The sequence below is a fragment of the Streptomyces sp. NPDC002817 genome (assembly GCF_053592055.1).
The window spans coordinates 1-20,393 of record NZ_JBSFUY010000038.1; the positions used below are offsets into that span (position 1 = coordinate 1).

The following is a 20,393-nucleotide window of genomic DNA, read 5'->3' on the forward strand; positions in this document are numbered from 1 at the left end:
GGTGTTTGACCGCCAGTTGCCCGGGCCCCCCCACCCCCCAACAACCCCCGGTCCCTGCAGGGACCGGGCGCCGGCTCGGTTCGGGGGGTGCTCCGTCAGAACGGGAACCTGCTCCGTCCGTGCTGCACCGAGATCCACTTCAGCGTGGTGAAAGCGTCCAGCATCGTCTCGCCGTTGAGACGGCCGACGCCGGAGCTCTTCTCGCCGCCGAAGGGGACGATCGGCTCGTCGTGGACGGTGCCGTCGTTGACGTGGAACATGCCGGTGTCGATGCGCTTGGCGAAGTTGACGCCGCGCTCGATGTTCGCGGTGTGGACGGCGCCGCTGAGGCCGTACGGGGTGTCGTTGACCACGCGGACCGCCTCCTCCTCGCCGTCGACCGGGATGAGGAAGGCGACCGGGCCGAAGACCTCCTGGTGGAGGAGGGCGGAGCCGGCCGGGATGTCGGTGAGGACCGACGGCGAGACCAGGTTGTCGTTCGTCTCACCGCGCACCAGGGCCGTCGCGCCCTCGGCTATCGCCTGTTCGACGGTGCTCGCGAGGGCGTCCGCCTGGGAGGAGTTGATGACCGGACCGATCACCGTCTCCGGGTCGCGGGGGTCGCCCACCTTGAGGCCCTTGACCTTGGCGACGAACTTCTCGGTGAACTCGTCGGCGATCGAGCGGTCCACGAGCACACGGTTGGCGGCCATGCAGACCTGGCCCTGGTGGACGTACCGGCTGAAGACCGCGGCGTCGACGGCGTAGTCGATGTCGGCGTCGTCGAGCACCACGATGGCGCTGTTGCCGCCGAGTTCGAGGACCGAGCGCTTGAAGTGCGAGGCGGTGACGGTGGCGACGTGGCGGCCGACCTTGTCGGAGCCGGTGAAGGAGATGACCTTCGGGACGGGGTGCTCGATGAAGGCGTCGCCGATCTCCGCGATGTCGGTGACGACGACGTTGAGGAGACCCTTGGGCAGGCCCGCGTCCTCGAAGATCTTCGCGACCAGGGTGCCGCCGGTGATCGGGGTGTTCTGGTGCGGCTTCAGTACGACGCCGTTGCCGAGCGCCAGCGCCGGGGCCACCGACTTGATCGACAGCAGGAACGGGAAGTTGAAGGGGCTGATCACGCCCACCACGCCCACCGGCACCCGGTAGACGCGGTTCTCCTTGCCGTCGATCGGCGACGGGATGATGCGGCCCTCGGGGCGCAGCGACAGGTGGATCGCCTCGCGCAGGAACTCCTTGGCGAGGTGGAGCTCGAAGCCGGCCTTGACGCGTGTGCCGCCGAGCTCGGCGATGATCACGTCGGTGATCTCCTGCTCGCGCTCGTTGATCAGGCCGAGCGCCTTCTCGAAGACCCCGCGGCGGGCGTAGGGGTTGGTGTCGGCCCACTGCTTCTGGGCGCGGGCCGCCGCCTGATACGCCTCGTCGACCTCGTCGACCGTGGCTATGGTGATCGACGCCAGCTTCTCGCCGTCGTACGGATTGAAGTCGATGATGTCCCAGGATCCGGTGCCCGGGCGCCACTCACCGTCGATGTACTGCTGGGCCAGATCAGTGAAGTACGACGACATGTGATCCCCAAATCGCTAGCAGACGCACGCGACGCGCGATCGACGTCACGGTCTGATCACGCGTCATCGTACTTGTGCGACAAGTGAGTTGGGGACACAGAGCGATGTTCTGGGGAAAACCCTAGGAGGGTTGGCGAAGATCTCAGGAGAGTTGGAGGAGACCCCGTAGAAGGTCCCGGCTCTCGTCCGGCCCTGGGCTGTCCTGCTGGAGCTCCTTGAGCGCCTTCTCGTACTGGGCGACGTCCTCGCGCTTGTCCAGGTACAGGGCGCTGGTGAGCTGCTCCAGATAGACCACGTCCGAGAGGTCGGACTCGGGGAAGCTGAGGAGGGTGAAGGCGCCGGACTCGCCGGAGTGACCGCCGAAGCCGAACGGCATGACCTGCAGCCGCACATTGGGACGCGTGGAGACCTCGATCAGATGCTGAAGCTGACCCCGCATCACCTCGCGGTCGCCGTACGGCCGGCGCAGCGCCGCCTCGTCCAGGACGATGTGGAACTCGGGGCCGCCCACTTCGGCGAGGTACTTCTGCCGCTCAAGGCGCAGGGCGACGCGCTTCTCCACGTCGGCCTCGCTCGCACCCTTCATGCCGCGCCGCACGACCGCGCGGGCGTAGGCCTCGGTCTGGAGCAGGCCGTGCACGAACTGCACCTCGTACACCCGGATCAGGGTGGCCGCGCCCTCCAGGCCGACATAGGTGGGGAACCAGCTCGGCAGAACGTCGGAGTAACTGTGCCACCAGCCCGCGACGTTGGCCTCGCGTGCGAGGGAGAGAAGTGAGGCGCGCTCCTGCTCGTCCGTGATGCCGTACAACGTCAGCAGATCCTCGACGTCCCTCGTCTTGAAGCTCACCCGGCCCAACTCCATCCGGCTGATCTTCGACTCCGAGGCGCGAATGGAGTAGCCCGCGGCCTCGCGGGTGATTCCGCGCGCCTCACGCAGTCGCCTGAGTTGCGAGCCGAGCAGCATCCGCCGCACCACCGATCCGGGCTCTCCCGCGCTCACGTTCGCCAGCCTCCCCAGCCGTCTTCAGGAGCCGAAGTCTGCCACTAAAACACTTCGAGCTGTACTCGTCCGATTACAGAGATGGAAAGAAGCCAAAGATTCCACACAGCAGGACAGGAGGAGAAGGCAAGAGAAGTAAGGAAGTTGGCGGAAAAAATGCCCAACAAGCGGTACGGGAACGTCCAATTCGGTCACGTGCACGTGCATCTGCACCTTGCATCTGCACTCCTCATCCGAAACCATGGTCCCGCGCAACCGCTGCATCGCAACGACCGCGAACCTCCGGGAGTGCCTCGCATGGGGACGAATGGATCGACCATGCTCGAGCCGTTACGGCAGGGCCTTCCGCCGCTGGATCCCGCCGCCGTGTCCAACGCCGCCTCCTGTGCTCTGCCCGCCCGCTACGAAGCGGTGCGCGAGGCACGGCAGTTCACCCGCAGAACACTCGACCAGTGGGACATAGGCGACCGCTTCGACGACGTCTGTCTGGTCGTCTCCGAACTGGTCACCAACGCCCTGCGACACGGTCTGCCGACGAGCAACGGACACGCACCCGACCAGATTCCGCCCGTGCGACTGCATCTGATGCGCTGGACGGAGCGGCTGGTGTGCGCGGTGCGCGATCCCAGCCACGACAGCCCGGTCGCGCGCGACTCGGACGACTTCTCGGCGGAGTCCGGGCGGGGCCTGTTCCTCGTCGACTCCTTCGCGGACGGCTGGGGTTGGCATCCGCTCGCCGGCACACTCAACGGCAAGGTCGTCTGGGCACTGTTCCGCCTGCAGTCCGCCGAGTGAGGCACCGCGGCGTTTTTCGATGCCACGGTTCTACGCGCGTCACGGGGCGTGAAGCAGCGATCGCCCTGAGTCCCCCGCGCCGCGGTGGGGCGCCGGCTCCCGGACGTCAGCCCACTACGAGGTGGTCGAACTCGCCGTCCTTCACCCCGAGCAGCATCGCCTCTATCTCGGCGCGCGTGTAGACCAGCGCCGGACCGTCGGGGAACCGGGAGTTGCGCATGGCCACGCCTCCGTCGGGCAGCCGCGCGAACTCGACGCAGGAACCCTGCGAGTTGCTGTGCCGGCTCTTCTGCCAGGCCACCCCGTTCAGCTCCGTGGCTGCCATGCCGTTGTACACGTCGTTGTACACGTCGTGGTCCACAGGTCGCTCCCCGGTGGTGCGGTGGCCTTGGGGCCATTGATGCAGTGGTCAACTGGTCCGGATCATAGCTCTGTTCACGTGCAGATGCATGAGCAGATGCACGTGCACGCGGGGTGGTCCTGTGGTTACAGATGTGACGTACGGGGCGCCGGTTACGTTCCCCCCGGCACCTCGGCATCTGGGCCGAACCCCCTCGTGTCTGAGGGATAGACGCGTACCGCGCCTGTTGTGTTCCAAGCTTCACCCAATCGTGCGGGGGCAAAGTTCGGCCCCGGCGTGAACCGTGTCCACGCCGGGGCCTCGAAAAGGGCGGGCGATCAGCGGTTGCCGTACGGCAACAGTGCCATCTCCCGGGCGTTCTTGATGGCGCGGGCCAGGCGGCGCTGCTGCTGGGACGTGACGCGGGTGACCCGGCGGCTGCGGATCTTGCCGCGGTCGGAGATGAACTTCCGCAGCAGATCGGTGTCCTTGTAGTCGATGTATGTGATCTTCGCCTGGTCCAGCGGGTTGGGACGGTTCTTGGCGGGCTTGCGCTCGGGCTTGCGGGGCATGCGGGTCAGACCTCCAGGAGGGTGTCGAAGGCGGGCGGCAACCGCTTCCAGGCGTCGCGGCCCGCGGCGTACTCGGTGTCGGTGAGCAGGCAGTGCTCCAGCAGCCGTTCGAGGCCGTCGCGGTCGAGGGCGGGCGACGTGAACACCAGGTGCTGGCAGCAGTCGCCGTGCTCGGGGTGCCAGTCCATCGCCGCGGCGGCCCGGCGCACCGGCGGGACCATCTCCCAGGCCGCGTCCGGCAGGGAGGCGAGCCAGGGGCCCACGCTCTCCACGCACAGCGCTCCGCCGGCCGCGTCCCAGTGCAGCAGCACATCCGGCTTGTCGGCCAGCCAGAACCGGCCACGGCTGCGGGCGGCCGCACAGGTGATGTCCTCCAGCGCCTCGTACAGCCGCTCCGGGTGGAAGGGGCGGCACCGGTGCCAGACCAGCGTGGAGACACCGTGGGCGTCCGCCTCGGTGGGGAGGAGGGCACAGGCGGGGTGCTGGGCGGCGGCCGCGGCCTCCACGTCGAAGCCGGCGAGGGCCGCCGCCGCCAACGGCGAGCGTGCGGATGGCTGCGCATCGGGCCGTGCACCGGGCTCCACGGCCGCCGGGTCGGCGTGACCGATCGGGACCTGGCGGGCCGTCGGATGCAGTTGCGCGAGCAGCTCGCGGTCCTCGTCGTCGGCCTCCTCCGAGTCGGCCACGGCGAGGACGGGGGCGTACTCCAGCTGGCGTGCGAAGGTGTCGGCGACCGTGCGCTGGTCGGTGGCGGCTGCGGCGAGGCCGCGGTCGGCGAGGTCGTCGCCGTTGCCCAGGTACGGCAGGACCAGTGCCGGGTCGACGGCGGTGACGACGCCGGTGACGGTGAGCCCGCCGGCCGTGACGACCTCGGCCATGGCCTTGGGCTCCACCGAGTCCCACAACTCGACGACCGCGAGCCGCGTGAGGCCGTCGTCGGCCAGTCGGCGCAGCTCCGGCACCAGGTCCTCGCGCAGCGCACAGCACGCGCAGTCGTTGACCAGCGGCGCCTCCCCCGCGGCGAGGATCCCGGAGGCGTCACGGATGGTCCGTACGACCGTGCCCGCCGCGGCCGTCGCCAGGTCGTGGTGGAGGACGACGCTGCCCGGCACGTCGGCGAGCAGCCGCTCGACGGCCGCCTTGCGGGCGTCGGCGTGCAGCCCGCCGACGATCACGACGGAGAGCATCAGCCGTTCTTCCCGTACCGGCGCTCGAAGCGCTCCACGCGTCCGGCTGTGTCCAGCACGCGCGCGGTGCCGGTGTAGAAGGGATGGCTGACGTTCGAGATCTCGACGTCGACGACCGGGTAGGTGTGACCGTCCTCCCACTCGATGGTCTTCTCGCTCGTCATCGTCGAGCGGGTCAGGAAGGTGTAGTTCGCGGCACGGTCCCGGAAGACGACCGGGCCGTAGGAGGGGTGGATTCCGTTGCGCATGGCGGTGGTCAGCGCTCCTCTCGGAAGTCGACGTGGCGGCGGGCGACCGGGTCGTACTTGCGGAGCGTCATACGGTCCGGGTCGTTGCGGCGGTTCTTGCGGGTGACGTAGGTGAAGCCGGTCCCCGCCGTGGACCGGAGCTTGATGACCGGGCGGAGTTCGTTGCGAGCCATGCTGCTATCTTACTGAAAATGAAATCCATTTACACAACGGCTTCGAGAGAGGTGCATCACCCGTGTCCGCCCACTGCATGCTGACCGGCGCCCAGCCCGGCTTCGGCAACCGCATCTCCCACTCCCACCGGCGCACTTCGCGCCGCTTCGACCCCAACATCCAGTCCAAGCGCTACTGGCTGCCCAGCGAGGGCCGGAACGTCCGGCTGCGGCTGAGCACGAAGGGGATCAAGACCGTCGACACGATCGGTATCGAGGCAGCCGTGGCGCGGATCCGCGCGCGCGGGGTGCGGGTCTGAGGGAGAAACCGGCATGGCGAAGAAGAGCAAGATCGCGAAGAACGAGAAGCGGCAGGAGATCGTCGCCCGGTACGCCGAGCGCCGCGCCGAGCTGAAGGAGATCATCCGGCGCCCGTCCTCCACGGATGCCGAACGGCTCGCCGCCCAGCAGGAGTTGAACCGGCAGCCACGGGACGCCAGCGCCACGCGCGTACGCAACCGGGACCAGGTGGACGGGCGGCCGCGCGGCTACTACCGCGCCTTCGGCCTCTCTCGCGTCGGCCTCCGGCAGCAGGCGCACGCCGGATACCTTCCGGGGGTCCGCAAGTCCTCCTGGTAGCTTGCTGCGGTCGTTGCGTCGACCGCTACAGCTAGGAGCCTCCAGTGACTTCGGCGATCTTCTCGCGCACCACGTCACACCGGCGGATGCGGGTCGCGGCGACCGCCGCGACCCTGGCGGGCGTACTCGCGCTGACCGCGTGCAGCGGGGACGGCGGCTCCGACGACGACTCGCCGCCGAGCACCGGTGCGTCGTCGACCGCGGACACGGGAGGCGGGACCGGCGGATCGGCTTCCTCGTCGGCCTCCGCCTCCGCCTCGGACGAACTCGCGGGCAGCTGGCTCGCCACCACCAAGGGCAAGGCCGTGGTGCTGATGGTCAACGGCACGGAGGCCGGGCTCTTCGCGACCGGCGGGACCATCTGCAGCGGGACCGCGGGCGAGGAGGACGGCATGCAGATGATCCGCCTCAAGTGCACGGACGGCAGCAAGGACCGACAGACCGGAATGGTCGACTCCGTCGGCAAGACCAGCCTCAAGGTGACATGGGAGGGCGGTCTGGGCACGGAGACGTACACGAAGTCGGAGGGCGGCCAGCTGCCGTCCGGACTGCCGACGGCGAGCCTGGGCTGATCCTCGTAAGCGATTCCCCGCTTCGTGCGTGATGATCCATGCACGCGTTCACGCAGCACCTGAGCACTCAAGGACCCCTCATGCGCGCCCTTCCCCTCGCCGCCGCCTTCCTCACCGCGGCCCTGACGCTGACCGCCTGCTCCGACGACGACGGGGACACCAAGGACAAGGCCGCCACGAGCAGCCCCAAGGGCGTCACCGCCTGCGCGGTCGGCGCGATGACGGTGCAGGTCGGGCCCGCCAACGCCGCCCCCGCCGTCGGGGACACCGGCAACGTGCCCGTCACGATCACCAACGGCAGCGGCGCCAAGTGCACCCTCGACGGCCTGCCCTCCGTCACCCTCGGCACGGTCGCCGTCGAGCCGGACCCGTCCGCCAAGGCCACGAGGACGACCCTCACGAAGGGCGCCGCGACCTCCTTCACCCTCACCTACGTCATGGGCGAGGCGGGCGGCGGCAAGAGCCTCGCCGTGTCGGAGGGGAAGTTCAGCCTGCCCGGCTCCTCCGAGACCTACGACTTCAAGTGGTCGTACGGCGATGTCGCGGTGAAGAGCGACGGCAAGACCCCGGACGCCTCGGTGAGCGGGTTCCAGACGTCCGGCGACTAGGCCTGGCCGAGCCGCCGTCGGGACCCCACCTGCGCACGGTCCGCCGCCTCCGAGCCCTCGACCCAGCCCGCCTCGTCGTTGACGCCGCGCAGCCGGGTCGTGGTCGTCTCCGGGAACATCCGGTCGAGGCGGCCGGTGACCGCGACCTCGCGGGTGGCGAGCACCGGGAGCAGGTCGTCGCTCACCTGGGTCTCGGCCGCGGCACGCAGGCGGACTCCCACGCGGTGGGCGTAGGCCGCGAGGAAGGACTGCCGAAAGGTCTTGGTCCGCTTCCGGCCGCCCGCCCGCTGGGCCGCCTCCGCCCTGGTCATCGCCGTCGTGGCCTGGACGAGCAGGGAGGTGTAGAGCAGTTCCACGACCTCCAGATCGGGCTCGAAGCCGACGACCGTGGAGAAGGCGAGCGGTTCGTTCCACACCGCCCGGCAGTGGTTCGCCGTCGCCACCGCGTCCAGCAGCACCGCCTTGGCCTGCTCGTACGGCGGTTCGACCCCGATCCGGCAGGCGCCGGGGGTGTCGTGCGTGGGCGCCTGCGCGTCCAGGAGCGCCTCGTCGACGCTGTGCCGGGCCATCAGCTCCTGCGCCTTGGCGCTGAGCGCCTCCGCCTCCTCCGGGTAGTCCGTCCCCTCCGCCTTCGCGAGCAGCGCGCGGATGCGGGTGAGCATGCGGGACTCGGGGTGCGCGGTGCGGCCGGCCGGCTCGTCGAGGGACTCCAGGGCGGGCAGGCGGAGCAGCAGACGGTACAGCTCCAGGACCGCGGTGGCGCGGGAGAAACGGTCCTGTGGCGGGGCGTCGGCCGTCAGCTCCTCGAGCTGGGCCCGCCAGCGGGGGCCGCGCGCGCGGTCGTCGGGCGCCTGCGTGTGGATCAGCGCCGATGCCAGACGTACGTGTACGTCGTCCAGCTCCCGTCGCACGATCCGTACGACGTCGGCGGGCTGCCAGCCCCGCCGCCAGGCGGCCGCCACGAACTCCCGCCCCCGGCGGTCGAGTTCGGCGTCGGCCGTCCTGTCGGCGGCGAGGAGGGAGGCGGCCGTGTCGAGGGCGGAGTCGGCGTCCGTGTAGAGGGCTGCCTCGAAGGCGCGGTCGACGGTGCCGGGGGCGCTGCTGCTGGTCACGGGGCGATCGTCTCACTCCCCGAAAATCGGGTGCCGCCGCGCGTGCGGGCTTCGAGCATGGCCGCATGGTGGACATGTCTCTCTACGCGGCCTTCCTCGTGGCCGCTTTCGCGCTCTGTGTGACTCCCGGCCCCGACATGATGTTCATCGTGGCGATGGGCGGACGCGGTGGCCCCGCGGCGGGGGTGATGGCGGCGTTCGGGGTGGCCTGTGCGATGTTCGTGCACACGGTGGCCGCGGCGCTCGGACTCTCGGCGCTGTTCCTGGCCCTGCCGACGCTGTACCACGTGCTGCGCTGGGCGGGCGCGGCCTATCTGCTGTACCTCGCGGTGAAGGCGTTCCGGGACCGTTCGCCGATCGGCGAGGGGACCGTGGCCGGGCCGGGGATGCGGCGGGCCTTCTGGCAGGGCGCCGTCACCAACCTCCTCAACCCCAAGGTGATCCTCTTCAACGTGGCGTTCCTGCCCCAGTTCGTGGCGCCGGAGATGGGGCACGTGTGGGAGCAGTTCCTGGTCCTCGGGCTCACGATCACGGTCATGGGCTTCGCGGTGGACGGCTCGATCGGACTGCTCTCCGGGAAGCTCTCCGCGCTGCTGCGGCGCAGTCGCCGGGTGGCGCGGGGGCTCAACATCTTCAGCGGGACGGTGTTCACGGGGCTGGCGGTGCGCTTGGTGGCCGTGTCGCCGAAGTAGGGGCACGCGCGCGTGGAGGGCTCGGTTCGTCAACCGCGGGTTGACACCCCATGACTGTCAACCTACGGTTGACACATGACGACGAACCCCAGCATCACGTCATCCGTACGCCTCGACGACCTCATCGCGGCCATCAAGAAGGTCCACGACCAGCCGCTCGACCAGCTCGAGGACGCGGTGATCGCCGCCGACCACCTCGGTGACGTGGCCGACCATCTGATCGGCCACTTCGTGGACCAGGCCCGACGCTCGGGCGCCTCCTGGACGGACATCGGCAGGAGCATGGGCGTCACGCGGCAGGCCGCGCAGAAGCGGTTCGTGCCGAGGGAGGGCGCTGAGCCCGGCGCCAACCAGGACTTCAGCCGCTTCACGACCCGTGCCCGCAACACCGTGATGGCCGCGCACAACGAGGCCGTCGCCGCCCGCAACGCCGAAGGCCGCCCCGAGCACCTGGTCCTCGGCCTGCTGGCCGAACCGGACGCCCTGGCCGCCAAGGCGATCACCGCACAGGGCGTCCTCCTCGACGTCGTACGCCAGGCCGCCGGCGCCGCACTGCCCCCGGCCGTCGAGGAGGCCCCGGAACTCGTCCCCTACGGCTCCGACGCCAAGAAGGTCCTGGAACTCACCTTCCGCGAGGCCCTCCGCCTGGGCCACAACTACGTCGGCACCGAACACATCCTGCTGGCCCTGCTGGAGTTCGAGAACGGCGAGGGCGTGCTGTCGGGCCTGGGCATCACGAAGGAAGCGGCGGAGGAGAACGTGACGACGGCGCTGGCGAAGATCCAGGAAGAGAGGGCCTGACCCCCTGGGTCGGGGGCACGCCGCCCGGCGGCGGGCGAAGGGCCGTTGTCAGACCCTCCTGCGAGACTCGCCACCATGACCGACCGCTGGGCTCTCGCTCCGGCCGAGGACGGTGGCGTGGAGATCGCCCCCCTCGGTGCCGACGGGCTGCCCGCCGGACCGGTGCGGCGGGAGGGGGATGTCGCGGGGGCCGTGCGGGGGCGGCCCGAGGTGGCGCGGTGGGTGTGGCGGTCCACGGCCGAGGTGTATCCGCGACTGCTCACCGCGGGGGTACGGGTCGAGCGGTGCTACGACATCGAGGACGCCGAGACCCTGCTGCTGGGCCACGCGGGGCGCTACGGCGAGCCGCGCTCGGCCGCCGCCGCCCTGGCCCGGCTGCGCGGCGGCCCCGTACCGCCCGACCCACCGCTGCGCTCGGCCGAACCCGGCTCGCAGTCCTCCCTCTTCGAGCCGCAGGCCGTCCATCTGCCGCTCGCCGACCTGCTGGAGGTGTACGCCGACCAGCAGCGCCGCCAGGACGCCACCGCTCACCCCGACCGGATGCGGCTGCTGATCACCGCCGAGTCGGCCGGGATGCTGGTGGCCGCCGAGATGAACCGCGCGGGGCTGCCGTGGAGCGCCGACGTCCACCGGCAGGTGCTGCACGAGATGCTCGGCGAGCGATACGCCGGTGGCGGTGAGCCCCGGCGCCTCGCCGAACTCGCCGACGAGGTGTCCGTGGCCTTCGGGCGCCGGGTCCGGCCCGACCTGCCCGCCGATGTCGTCAAGGCGTTCGCGCAGGCCGGCATCAAGGTGAACTCCACCCGCCGCTGGGAGCTCGAGTCGATCGACCACCCGGCCGTGAAGCCCCTGATCGAGTACAAGAAGCTGTACCGGATCTGGGTCGCCCACGGCTGGTCCTGGCTCCAGGACTGGGTGCGCGAGGGGCGGTTCCGGCCCGAGTTCCTGTGCCACGGCACGGTCACCGGCCGCTGGGTCACCAACGGCGGGGGCGCGCTGCAGATCCCCAAGGTCATCCGCCGGGCCGTCGTCGCCGACCCGGGCTGGCGGCTCGTCGTCGCCGACGCCGACCAGATGGAGCCGCGGGTGCTGGCGGCGATCTCCCGTGACCCCGGGCTGATGGAGGTGGCGGGCCGGGAGACCGACCTCTACCAGTCCGTCTCCGACCGCGCCTTCTCCGGCGACCGCGACCAGGCCAAGCTCGCCGTCCTCGGCGCGGTCTACGGCCAGACCTCCGGCGACGGCCTCAAGAACCTCGCCGCGCTCAGACGCCGCTTCCCCAAGGCGGTGGCGTACGTCGACGACGCGGCCCGCGCGGGCGAGGAGGGGCGGCTCGTGCGGACCTGGCTGGGGCGGACCTGCCCACCGGCGGCGGGCGCGGGCGACGCCGCCGAGGAGGCCGGCATCCCGCAGGAGGACGCGCCCGAGACCCCCTCGGACGACGGCTGGGTACCGGGGTACGCCTCCCGCAACGCCCGCGCCCGAGGCCGCTTCGCCCGTAACTTCGTCGTCCAGGGCAGCGCCGCCGACTGGACCCTGCTGCTGCTCGCCGCGCTGCGCCAGACCTGTGCGGACATGGCGGCCGAGCTGGTCTTCTTCCAGCACGACGAGGTGATCGTGCACTGTCCCGAGGAGGAGACGGAGACGGTCGTGGCGGCGATCCGGGAGGCGGCGGAGCTGGCGGCGCGGCTGACGTTCGGGCAGACGCCGGTGCGGTTCCCGTTCTCGACGTCGGTGGTGGCGTGCTATGCCGACGCCAAGTGACCGGTCCGCTGTACGGACGCCGAGTGATCAGCCGTCGCCGAGCAGGGCGTGCAGCTCGTCCACGACCGCCTTCTTGTCCGTCCCGTCCAGCGCGGCGAGGGCCGTACGCCACTGTGCGCCCGCCTCCTCGACGCGCCCCCGCTCCCGCAGCACCAGCCCGTACTGGTGGCGGGCGAGACCGCCCACATAGCCGTCGGCGCGGGCGTCCGCACGGCTCAGCAGCTCGGCGCACTCGCTCTCGGCCCGGTCCATGAGGCCCAGCAGCCGCAGCGCGCGCACCAGACCGAGCCGGGACTGGGACTCACCGTGCCAGTCGCCGTGGCCGCCGAGAATGCGCCGGCTCTCCTCGAAGTGCGGTACGGCGGCGGCCGGTTCGCCCAGGGTGAGATGGGCGTAGCCGATGTTGCAGTGCGCGGAGTGCTGCACGATGACGTTGCCGATCTCGACGCCGATGGCGAGCGAGCGCCGGTGCTGCTCGATGGCGGCGCGGGGGTCGGTGTGCTCGTACAGATTGCCGAGGTGGCCGTAGGTCACGGCCTCGCCCCAGGGGTCGTCCAGCTGCCGTGACAGCTCCAGGCTCTGGCGCAGCGCCTCCCCGGACTCCTCGTACCGGCCCAGGTTCTCCAGCAGCAGGCCCCGGTTGCCGAGGCAGCGCCGGATCCTGGAGAGCACGCCGAGTCGCCGCCAGAGTGCGAGGGAGTCGTCGGTGCGGACGAGGGACTCGCCGTGCCGGCCGGTGAGGAAGTACAGCCCGGCGAGATCGATCAGCGCGTACGCCTCGGCGACCTCGTCCCCGAACCGCCGCGCCAGCCGGAGCGCGGCCTGTCCGAGCACCTCCATCTCGGAGACGCGGCCGCCGCGTTGGAGGTAGGGGAAGAAGAGCCGCAGGAGGGTGGCGACATGGGCGGCGGTGCGGTCGTCGGGGGCGTCCGCGTACCGCTCGACCAGGGCGACGATGTTCTCCAGCTCCGACGTGGCCCAGGCGAAGGCCTCTTCGGAGGAGGCGAAGGCCGGCACGGACAGCACGTGCGCCGTGTGCTCGGGCGGCTGCGCGGCGGTGGGGCGGCGGCGGTCGTCCTGGTCGAGGCCGGGCTCGACGATCGCGGTGAGGGTGCGTTCGACGACGGCCGTGTACCAGCGCACCGCGGTGCGGGCGACGTCCGGGGCGTGCCGGGTGTCCGCCAGTTCGCGGGCGAAGTCGCGGACCAGGTCGTGGGGGGCGTAGCGGCCGTACGCCGTCTCGTCCAGGAGCGCCACGTCGACGAGGCGGTCGAGCGCGGCCTCGGCACGGCCGGCCTCGGTGCCGAGGAGCCGGGCGATGAGCGGTGCGCCGTACGTGGGCAGGTCGAGGGCGCCGAGCCGGCGCAGCGCGAGGGCGGCGTCGCGGTCGGTGCGGCGGCCGGAGGCGGCGAGCGCGTCGTGGGCGACGGCCAGGGAGCGGCGTACGGACAGGTCGTCGTACTCCAGGTGCCCCAGCCTGTCCTCCGTGGCGGCCAGTTGGTCGGCCAGCACATCGGGGGTGAGGGCGCGGCGCGCGGCCAGGCGGGCGGCGACGATGCGCAGGGCGAGCGGGAGGCGGCCGGTGAGTTCGACGAGGGGATGGGCGGCGTCGATGCGGTCGGCGTCCTCGTCGCTGCCGGTGCCGTCGTCGCCGTCGCGGCCGGACACCGTCCGCAGCAGCGCCGCGCTGTCCTCCGCCGACAGCGGGGCGAGCGGGAAACGGCGGGCGCCGTCGAGGGTGGTCAGCGGGGAGCGGCTGGTGACGATCACCGCGCAGCCGGTGCCGGCCGGCAGCAACTGCCGTACCTGTGCGGCGGTCGCGGCGTCGTCCAGCACCATGAGCGTGCGCGTCGGCGCGAGCAGGGAGCGCAGCAACGCGGCTGCCGCGTCCGGGTGTTCGGGGATGGCGCGGGGGTCGGCGCCCAGGTCGCGCAGGAGTGCGGTGAGCGCCTGGGACGGCGTGAGGGGGGTCATGCCGGGGGTGGCGCCGTGCAGGTTGACGTACAGCTGGCCGTCGGGAAAGCGTTCGCGCAGGCCATGGGCGATGTGCAGGGCGAGTGCGCTCTTGCCCACACCGGCCATGCCGTTGATGACGGCGACGGCGGTGGGGGCGTCGGACAGGGTCCGGCGCACAGCCTCCAGGACGGTTGCGCGGCCGGTGAAGTGGGCTGGTGGCGGAGGGAGTTGGGCAGGTCGGGGCGGTCCTGTGGGCATCCCTCCGGGCCCGGAGTCGACGGCTCCGGGTTCGGCGTCGGCCGCTCCGGGCCCGGTCCCCGTGTCCTCAGCCCTGTCGGCCGCACCGCCGACCGACGCACCCCCGGCCGCACCCTCGCCTGCGCCCCCGCCACTCCCGGCGGACGCCCCCGTCGCCTCCCGCAACACCTCGACATGCGCCTCCCGCACCCCCGCCCCCGGCTCCACGCCGAGCTCCTCGACCAGCCGCGTCCGCAGATCCCGGTGGACGGCCAGCGCCTCCGCCTGCCGCCCCGTCCGGTGGAGGGCCAGCATCAGCTGACGGTGGAAGGCCTCGCGCAGCGGATGTTCGGCGGCCAGGGAGGTCAGTTCCAGGACCAGCCCGTCGAGCCGGTCACCGACGGCGAGCTCGGCGTCGTAGCGCCACTCCAGAAGCAGCAGCCGCGCCTCCCGCAGCCGCTGCACGAAGGCGTATCCGCCCAGCTCGGCCGGGAGACCGCTGAGCGGCGAGCCGCGCCACAGCGCGAGCCCCTCGGCGCACGCGCGCACCGTCCGTGCCCAGTCCCGCCCGGTGTGCGCGGCGCGCGCCTCGGCGACGTGGGTGTCGAAGACATGGACGTCCAGCTCGCCCTGCTCGACCCGGAGCAGATAGCCGGGCGGTACGGCCCGCAGCCGCTCGGGGTCGTCGAGCAGCCGTCGCAGCCGGTTGACGTGGTTGTGCAGCGAGGCGTGCGCGGAGGCGGGCGGCGCCCCGCCCCACAGCGCGTCCTTGAGGGAGTCGACCGAGACGGTACGGCCCGCCTCGAGAAGCAGCGCGGCCAGCAGCGTCCGCACCTTGGGGCTGCCCACCACTCGGGTCGCGCCGGCGTCGTAGAGAACCGGCGGCCCCAGCAGTCCGAACCGCAGCTCGCACGGCTTCACACCGAACCACTGCCTTCCCACGCGCCGCACCCGGCCGCGCTCCGCACTCGAAAACCCACCGCTTCTGGCGGGATTCCGCCCTCTGTGCAGCGGTTTCCCGCCACGTACCACCGACCGTCGATCCGGCCGGAATCCGCCACCGTACCGGCCGTCCGAGGCCGCCGCTCGGCGACTTCACGCCAATCGGCCGACGACCCCGCAGCGGACCGCTGGCCACATGTTAGCGATCTGTTAGCGCCGCCTGATGTGATCACTTCATCGGATCTGGCCCGACGGCGCGCGCGTACGACGCGTTGCTCGGGGGAGTGTCGCCGTCGTGGCCGGATTCGGGGACGCGAGAGGGCCCTGGTCGGCGGAGGTGAGCGACCGGGCCCTCGTCCCTTCCTCCCGATCCTCTCGGAAACCCTCTGAGCAGGCCGATCCCGGCAGGCCCGTCTCAGATGACGGGCGGCCGTCCCAGCCGTGTGAGCCGCCAGACCGTGCGCCAGCGCATGGGCCGCCGCTCGCCCGCCGACTCCCGTATCCCTTCCGCGAATCCGCCGAACCAGGCGCGCAGCCCGGCCGCCGACCGGTTCCGTACGAGCGTGAGCAGCACCCAGACCCCGAGATGGACCGGGATGAGCGCGAGCGGCAGCCGCCGCCGGGCCAGCCAGACGCGGTTGCGGGCGTTCACTCGGTAGTAGACGGCGTGCCGGGCGGGCGAGGTCTTCGGGTGCTGGAGCAGCAGTTCGGGCGCGTACAGGATCCGCCAGCCCGCGTCGGCGGCCCGCCATGCCAGGTCGGTCTCCTCGTGCGCGAAGAAGAACTGGGCCGGCCAGTCCCCGATCTCGTCGAGCATCGCCATGCGAAAGCCGTGCCCGCCGCCGAGGAAGCCGGTCACGTATCCGCCCCGCAGCGGATCGGAGGCGCCGACCCGGGGCACATGCCGCTGCTGGGTCTCCCCGTGCTCGTCGGCGATCCGGAAGCCCACGACACCGAGTTGTCCGTCGGCGGTGAACAACTCCCGCACCCGCCGCAGCACATCGGCGTCGACGAGCAGCCCGTCGTCGTCCAGCTCGACGACGACGTCGACGTCCCCGAACTCCCGCAGCCGCGCGATCCCGACGTTGCGCCCACCGGGGCAGCCGAGGTTCTCCTCCAGCTCCACGACGGTGACTTCACCGGGCAGCGACAGCCGCTCGGCGAACTCCGGGAGCCGGCAGCCGTTCCCGACGATCACGATCCGCGCGGGCGCCACGTCCTGCTTGGCCACCGACTCCAGCAGCGCGTCGACCTCCTCCGGCCGGTTCCCCATGGTCACGACGGCAACGGCGACGCGTAGCGCCTCCCCCATGCCCTCACCTCATCCCGGCTCGCAAGTACCGCCGCGATGCTAGCCGTTCACGGTAAGGACGTCTCATGTACGCGGGTTCGCAGCGTGATCCGTACGCCGGTTCTCCTTCCGGCGGACGAACTTCAGCCCCGACCAGTCCTCCCCCAGCGCCGCCACCTTCACGTCGACGACACCGAGCGGAAGGAGGATCTCCCGCAGATCGTTCTCACCGATGTCACTGACGTGCCCGGCCGCCTTCCGGGGCCAGGCGATCCACAGCATGGCGTCGTCGGCGAGGCCGTCCACGAGCCGGGCCGCCTCGGCCACCAGCTCCCGCCGCTCCCGGTAGAAGGCGACACCGACATCGACCCCGCGCGGCCCGCCCGCCACGACCTCGCACCCGTCGGGCAGCCCGGGAATGTCCCACGCCTCGGGCGCATGCCGCAGCCCCACCCGCTGTCCGCCCTTGATGCCGATCTTCCGGGCAAGGGGCGTACCGGAGTATCCGCTCGTCACGCACATCACCTCCGCTCCTCCCATCGTGACGGCCCGGGCCGGGTATGTCCGCCTGCGGAGGTGAACATGGTGGACATGGGCGAACCATGGGCGGGTGTGGACCGGAAGGCCCTGGCGACGGCGGTCCGGGCGCAGACGGCACGTCCCGTGCCCGGCGTCGAGGACATGGCGACGTAGTCCCTCGTAGCGGGGATCGCGTACGACGACGGCCTGCTGCACCTCGACGAGCCGGTGTCGGCGGTACTGGACCTGCCCCACTTCGCCTCGCCCCACGCGCGCGCGATCACCTGGCGCCACCTGCTGGACCAGACGAGCCAGTGGGAGGGCGAGCTGTGGGGGAAGCCCACCTGGGCCGACGCCCAGAGCACCCGCGAGGGCACGGAGTCCCGAGGCGGCCCGCCGGGTGAGGGCTGGGCCTACAACGACGTACGCGTGAACCTCACGGCCCTCGCCCTGACGGTTCTGCTCCGCCGCCCGCTGCCGGACGTCCTGCGCGACCGCGTCATGACCCCGATCGGCGCGTCCCAGACCTGTCCTGGCACGGCTACGAACTGCGTACACCGACGGCCTCCCCGTGGCCTCCGGCGGCGCCCACTGGGGCGGTGGCCTGTGGATCGGCGCCCTGGACCCGGCCCGCCTCGGCCGCCTGTGCCTGAACGGCGGCGCATGGGACGACCGTCGAGTGCCTGGTGGCTCAACGACGGGCGCAAGGTCCGGCCCACAGCCCCTGCGACGCCGCTGCGCCCACCGGAACGGGGGTGCGCATCTGCTGTGGGTGGACCCGGCGCGGGAGCTGGTGATCAGTTCGCGGTGGGGCGCCGAGGTGGAGAGGCTGCTGTCGCGGGTGTCGGAGGCGGTACGGCCGGACGGGCCGACACCCTGAAAGGTGAACCGTCAGCCTCCGCCCGGGCCGCCCGCCCGTCCCGGAAGGTCCTGCTCCGCCCAGATGATCTTTCCGGACCGGGTGTAGCGGGTACCCCAACGGCGGGTCATCTGAGCGACCAGGAACAACCCCCTGCCGCCCTCGTCGGTCGTCCGCGCATGGCCCATCCGGGGCGAGGTGTTGCTGGCGTCGGACACCTCGCAGATCAACTTGTCGTGCCGGACCATCCGCAGCCTGACGGGCCCGGTGCCGTGCCGGATGGCGTTGGTGACCAACTCGCTGACCACCAGTTCCGTGGTCATCACCAGGTCGTCCAGCTGCCATCCGAGCAGCTGACGGACAGCCAGCTTCCTGGCGCTCGCGACGATCGCCGGATCCGTCGGCAGATCCCACGAGGCGACCCGGTCGGCGCCGAGCGCATGCGGCCGGGCCAGGAGGAGGGCGACGTCGTCGGTCTGCGGACCGGTCAGCAGATTGTTCACGACCGCCGAGCACAGCTCCTCCAGCGGCAGGCCGGACTGCGCGAGCACATCGCTGAGGCGGGACAGCCCGACGTCGATGTCCTGGTCACTGCTCTCGATGAGGCCGTCGGTGTAGAGGGCGATCAGGCTCCCCTCGGGCAGGGAGATCTCGGCGGACTCGAAGGGCAACGAGCCGAGGCCCAGCGGAGGGCCCGCCGGAAGGTCCGGGAAGGAGACCTTGCCACCAGGGGTGACCACGGCGGGCGGCGGATGCCCGGCCCGGGCCATGGTGCACAGCTGGGTGACCGGGTCGTAGATGGCGTAGAGGCACGTGGCGCCCAGTACCGCCGTGGCGATGGGCTCGTCGTCGCCGCCCTTCTCCTCCGTCAGCCGGATCACCAGGTCGTCCAGGTGGGCCAGCAGCTCGTCGGGCGGCAGGTCCATGTCGGCGAGCGTCTGTACGGCGGTACGCAGCCTGCCCATCGTCGCCGCGGCGTTGAGGCCGTGCCCGACGACGTCACCGACGACCAGGGCGACCCGGGCGCCGGACAGCTGGATCACATCGAACCAGTCGCCGCTCACCCCGCCCCGGGCATCGGCCGGCAGATAGCGCGAGGCCACCTCCATGGCGGTCCCACCGTTCAGCCCCTGCGGAAGCAGACTCCGTTGCAGGGCCAACGCCGCGGCATGCTCACGGGTGTAGCGGCGGGCGTTCTCCACCCACACCGCGGCCCGGCCGACCAGTTCCTCGGCGAGCAGCAGATCGTCCTCCTCGAACGGCTGCGGATGCTCCATGCGGATGAAGGTCGCCACTCCCAGCACGGTGCCGCGCGCGGACAGCGGCACCCACATCACCGAGTGCATCCCGAACTCCGCGATGCTCTTGGCCCGCGCCGGGTCCTGAGCGATCCACGGCGCCGTGGCCGGGTCCAGGAACGGTTCCAGCACCGCGCTGCCGTTGACCATGCTCTCGAAGTACGGCGAGGACTTGGGCGCGTCGATCGAGTCGCCGGTGGTGACCACCGACTCCGGACAGCCCGCGTGGATCGACTGCTGCCCGGCACGCCGCAGCAGAAACGCGCTGCCGGCCGGCCCTGAACCGGGTTCGTCGCCGTGCAGCACCGCTTCCAGCAGGTCGACGGTCACGAAGTCGGCGAGCCGCGGTACCGAGAAGTCGGCCAGTTCCTGGGCGGTCCGCATCACGTTCAGCGTGCCGCCGATACAGGCGCTGGCCTCGCTGAGCAGGGCCAGGCGCTCGCGGGCCCGCCATCTGTCGGTGACGTCCATGCCCATGTAGCACACGCCCAGCGGATTGCCGTCCGGGGCATCGAGCCGAAAGAACGACGTGGAGTAGGCGTGTTCCTGGTGCGGATCCGCCCAGGTCCAGCCCCGGTACTCGTAGTCGATGACCGGCACGCCGGTCTCCAGCACCTGCCGCATCTTCGCTTCGAGCGCCTCGGTGTTCAGACCCGGTAGCGAGTCCGACATCCGGTGCCCGAGCCGCTCCTCGCGCGGCACACCGCCGTAGCGCTCCAGGGTGTCGTTCATCCACACGTACCGCAGATCCGGGCTGAGCATGGCCATGCCGAGCGGTGAGCGGGTGAGAAAGGCCTCCAGCACCTCCCCGCTGACCGCCCAGGTCGGAGCCTTCGACACGTCGATCGCCGATACGAGCCAGGCCTTGCGGTCGTCGGTGTCGGACATCGCGGTCACCCTCAGCCCGACCTCGAGACGGCGGCCGTCCCGGTGCCGGGCGCCCACCAGGCCGACCCAGCTCTCCCGGCTCCCGCACTCCTCGGCGACCTCGGCCGCTCGTGACGCGTCCTCGGACCGGGCCAGCAGAGTGGCGGCGGAGCGGTCGAGGACCTCCGCCGCGCGGTATCCCAGGAGCCGCTCAGCGGCCCCGGTCCAGCCGATGACCGTACCCTTCGCGTCGATCACCGCGGCAGCCACATTCGCCATCTCGAACGGTCCATGTGTTCCGTCCGGTGTGACCTCCTTGGGGACCTTCATCTCAGCCGTCCCATCTGGCGGGTGGCATATGGGTCATTCTATGGCGTAGCGAC

20 protein-coding genes and 1 pseudogene are annotated in these 20,393 nt (G+C 71.3%); 9 read left to right on the plus strand and 12 right to left on the minus strand.

Annotation, left to right across the window (positions count from 1 at the left end; genetic code table 11):
* Positions 1-95 precede the first annotated feature (95 nt).
* Complete coding sequence (locus ACWD3I_RS41710) at positions 96-1,556, minus strand: aldehyde dehydrogenase family protein (RefSeq protein ID WP_365404684.1); 1,461 nt, start codon at positions 1,554-1,556, stop codon at positions 96-98.
* 142 nt (positions 1,557-1,698) lie between these two features.
* Positions 1,699-2,523, minus strand: a complete 825-nt coding sequence (locus ACWD3I_RS41715) for a helix-turn-helix domain-containing protein (protein ID WP_365404783.1) — start codon at positions 2,521-2,523, stop codon at positions 1,699-1,701.
* A gap of 333 nt (positions 2,524-2,856) precedes the next feature.
* Here ACWD3I_RS41715 and ACWD3I_RS41720 point away from each other — a divergent pair, with 333 nt between their 5' ends.
* Positions 2,857-3,354 carry an ATP-binding protein gene (locus tag ACWD3I_RS41720; protein WP_451084327.1) on the plus strand — a complete coding sequence of 166 codons (498 nt, stop codon included), beginning with the start codon at positions 2,857-2,859 and terminating at the stop codon, positions 3,352-3,354.
* A gap of 106 nt (positions 3,355-3,460) precedes the next feature.
* Here the strand turns inward: ACWD3I_RS41720 and ACWD3I_RS41725 are convergent, their stop codons facing one another.
* From ACWD3I_RS41725 to rpmG, 5 genes are all read right to left on the minus strand, one after another.
* A complete protein-coding gene (locus tag ACWD3I_RS41725; RefSeq protein WP_046260356.1) occupies positions 3,461-3,715 on the minus strand; it encodes a DUF397 domain-containing protein in 255 nt (84 codons plus the stop codon).
* A 317-nt stretch (positions 3,716-4,032) separates the two neighbouring features.
* Positions 4,033-4,266, minus strand: coding sequence for a 30S ribosomal protein S18 (rpsR, locus tag ACWD3I_RS41730; RefSeq protein WP_046260355.1), 234 nt, complete (start codon positions 4,264-4,266; stop codon positions 4,033-4,035).
* A 5-nt stretch (positions 4,267-4,271) separates the two neighbouring features.
* Positions 4,272-5,453: a CobW family GTP-binding protein gene (locus tag ACWD3I_RS41735; protein WP_365404691.1), complete on the minus strand. Its 1,182-nt coding sequence runs from the start codon at positions 5,451-5,453 to the stop codon at positions 4,272-4,274.
* A complete protein-coding gene (locus tag ACWD3I_RS41740) occupies positions 5,453-5,701 on the minus strand; it encodes a type B 50S ribosomal protein L31 (protein ID WP_267015263.1) in 249 nt (82 codons plus the stop codon). Before ACWD3I_RS41740 ends, ACWD3I_RS41735 begins: the two co-directional genes overlap by 1 nt.
* A gap of 8 nt (positions 5,702-5,709) precedes the next feature.
* Positions 5,710-5,874, minus strand: a complete 165-nt coding sequence (rpmG, locus tag ACWD3I_RS41745; protein WP_046260352.1) for a 50S ribosomal protein L33 — start codon at positions 5,872-5,874, stop codon at positions 5,710-5,712.
* A gap of 62 nt (positions 5,875-5,936) precedes the next feature.
* On the opposite strand from rpmG, the gene rpmB reads away from it, so the two are divergent.
* The 4 genes from rpmB to ACWD3I_RS41765 all read left to right on the plus strand — a co-directional run bounded on the left by rpmB (position 5,937) and on the right by ACWD3I_RS41765 (position 7,672).
* Entirely contained in the window at positions 5,937-6,173 is a 237-nt protein-coding gene (gene rpmB, locus ACWD3I_RS41750; RefSeq protein WP_046260351.1) for a 50S ribosomal protein L28, read from the plus strand.
* Between the two features lie 13 nt (positions 6,174-6,186).
* Positions 6,187-6,492, plus strand: coding sequence for a 30S ribosomal protein S14 (rpsN, locus tag ACWD3I_RS41755; RefSeq protein WP_365404696.1), 306 nt, complete (start codon positions 6,187-6,189; stop codon positions 6,490-6,492).
* A gap of 44 nt (positions 6,493-6,536) precedes the next feature.
* On the plus strand, positions 6,537-7,064 hold the full coding sequence (locus tag ACWD3I_RS41760) for a hypothetical protein (protein WP_365404699.1): 528 nt from the start codon (positions 6,537-6,539) through the stop codon (positions 7,062-7,064).
* An 80-nt stretch (positions 7,065-7,144) separates the two neighbouring features.
* Positions 7,145-7,672, plus strand: a complete 528-nt coding sequence (locus ACWD3I_RS41765; RefSeq protein ID WP_365404701.1) for a DUF4232 domain-containing protein — start codon at positions 7,145-7,147, stop codon at positions 7,670-7,672.
* Here the strand turns inward: ACWD3I_RS41765 and ACWD3I_RS41770 are convergent.
* Complete coding sequence (locus ACWD3I_RS41770) at positions 7,669-8,784, minus strand: DUF2786 domain-containing protein (RefSeq protein WP_365404704.1); 1,116 nt, start codon at positions 8,782-8,784, stop codon at positions 7,669-7,671. The genes ACWD3I_RS41765 and ACWD3I_RS41770 overlap by 4 nt on opposite strands.
* 65 nt (positions 8,785-8,849) lie before the next feature.
* Between ACWD3I_RS41770 and ACWD3I_RS41775 the strand changes: the two genes are divergently transcribed.
* From ACWD3I_RS41775 to ACWD3I_RS41785, 3 genes are all read left to right on the plus strand, one after another.
* Positions 8,850-9,476, plus strand: a complete 627-nt coding sequence (locus tag ACWD3I_RS41775; RefSeq protein ID WP_365404707.1) for a LysE family translocator — start codon at positions 8,850-8,852, stop codon at positions 9,474-9,476.
* A gap of 75 nt (positions 9,477-9,551) precedes the next feature.
* Positions 9,552-10,277: a Clp protease N-terminal domain-containing protein gene (locus ACWD3I_RS41780; RefSeq protein ID WP_365404710.1), complete on the plus strand. Its 726-nt coding sequence runs from the start codon at positions 9,552-9,554 to the stop codon at positions 10,275-10,277.
* A gap of 75 nt (positions 10,278-10,352) precedes the next feature.
* Entirely contained in the window at positions 10,353-12,041 is a 1,689-nt protein-coding gene (locus tag ACWD3I_RS41785) for a bifunctional 3'-5' exonuclease/DNA polymerase (RefSeq protein ID WP_365404713.1), read from the plus strand.
* 27 nt (positions 12,042-12,068) lie between these two features.
* Here ACWD3I_RS41785 and ACWD3I_RS41790 read toward each other — a convergent pair whose 3' ends face one another.
* The 3 genes from ACWD3I_RS41790 to ACWD3I_RS41800 form a co-directional block, all read right to left on the minus strand.
* Entirely contained in the window at positions 12,069-15,155 is a 3,087-nt protein-coding gene (locus tag ACWD3I_RS41790) for an AfsR/SARP family transcriptional regulator (RefSeq protein ID WP_365404786.1), read from the minus strand.
* A gap of 436 nt (positions 15,156-15,591) precedes the next feature.
* Positions 15,592-16,488 (minus strand): glycosyltransferase family 2 protein, encoded by an 897-nt coding sequence (locus tag ACWD3I_RS41795; protein ID WP_365404715.1) that lies wholly within the window; start codon positions 16,486-16,488, stop codon positions 15,592-15,594.
* A 63-nt stretch (positions 16,489-16,551) separates the two neighbouring features.
* Entirely contained in the window at positions 16,552-17,256 is a 705-nt protein-coding gene (locus ACWD3I_RS41800; protein ID WP_365404718.1) for a hypothetical protein, read from the minus strand.
* Between ACWD3I_RS41800 and ACWD3I_RS41805 the strand changes: the two are divergent.
* A pseudogene (locus ACWD3I_RS41805) lies at positions 17,215-17,778 on the plus strand (serine hydrolase); the annotation flags it as partial. The gene ACWD3I_RS41800 and the pseudogene ACWD3I_RS41805 sit on opposite strands and share 42 nt — an antisense overlap.
* A 99-nt stretch (positions 17,779-17,877) precedes the next feature.
* On the opposite strand, the gene ACWD3I_RS41810 reads toward ACWD3I_RS41805, so the two are convergent.
* The gene (locus ACWD3I_RS41810; RefSeq protein ID WP_365404721.1) at positions 17,878-20,340 is read right to left on the minus strand and encodes a SpoIIE family protein phosphatase; all 2,463 of its coding nucleotides are present in this window, start codon (positions 20,338-20,340) and stop codon (positions 17,878-17,880) included.
* Between the last annotated feature and the right edge of the window lie 53 nt (positions 20,341-20,393).